The 809-nt window shown below is 48.0% G+C and carries 1 pseudogene; it reads right to left on the bottom strand.

The annotated features are described in order from the left end of the window. Positions 1 to 697, bottom strand: a pseudogene (locus FE782_RS32055) (transposase); the annotation flags it as partial. Positions 698 to 809 lie beyond the last annotated feature (112 nt).

Here is an 809-nt window from a genome sequence, read left to right as displayed (position 1 = left end):
TCTACGGTGCGATGATCGAGGTAAAAGAAGCCCTCCGGCTTCCCGTCGCGAACCATGTATCCACTGTCCGGGTCGGTAGTACTGACCTTTATCGTACGAGTCTCTGTCACCTCCTTCCTCGGTTTTAGAGCTTTTTTCCGTGCTCTTCCCGGTCTTCGCTGATCGCTTCGTCAAGCTGTTGGATGTATTCTCGTGTGCCGATCTGTACTTCTTGCGTGACATGCTTTCTCTTGTTGGCATTGGCCTTGAGGTGTGTGGAGTCTGTTATGAGAACACGACCTCCAACCATCTTGTGGCGCATGGCTTGAAGCACGATCTCGTCGAAAATCTCTTGAAAGATACCTGTGTCCTTAAATCGCGTCCGGCGGTTCCAGCTAATCGTAGTGTGGTCTGGAACGCGATCGTTAAGATTCAACCCGAGAAACCAGCGATACGCGATATTTGTCTGGATTTCTTGTTCCAACCGACGCTCGGAGCGGATGCCATACAAATAGCCAAGAAAGATCATCTTGAAGAGAACGAGCGGATCAATTGAGGGACGGCCGTTGTCAGAACTATACAGAGGGCGCACCTTCTCAAGGATAAAGGAGAAATCGATATACTTGTCGATCTTGCGGAGTAAATGATCTTTGGGGACAAGATCTTCGATGCATACAAATTCAAACGCAGATTGTTTGTCGGATTGGGAACGAAGCATAAGCGCACCGCCTAATCGTTGGTTTAATAACGATATTATACCACATTAACGCGGTGCCGTGTTAAAACTAATAGACAAAAGAAAACTGCCGAGAGGTTTCTCGACAGTCTGA

Origin of the sequence: Paenibacillus antri, from assembly GCF_005765165.1 — a bacterium.
Taxonomy (GTDB): Bacteria; Bacillota; Bacilli; order Paenibacillales; family YIM-B00363; genus Paenibacillus_AE; species Paenibacillus_AE antri.
This window is presented reverse-complemented; position numbering and strand designations above follow the sequence as displayed.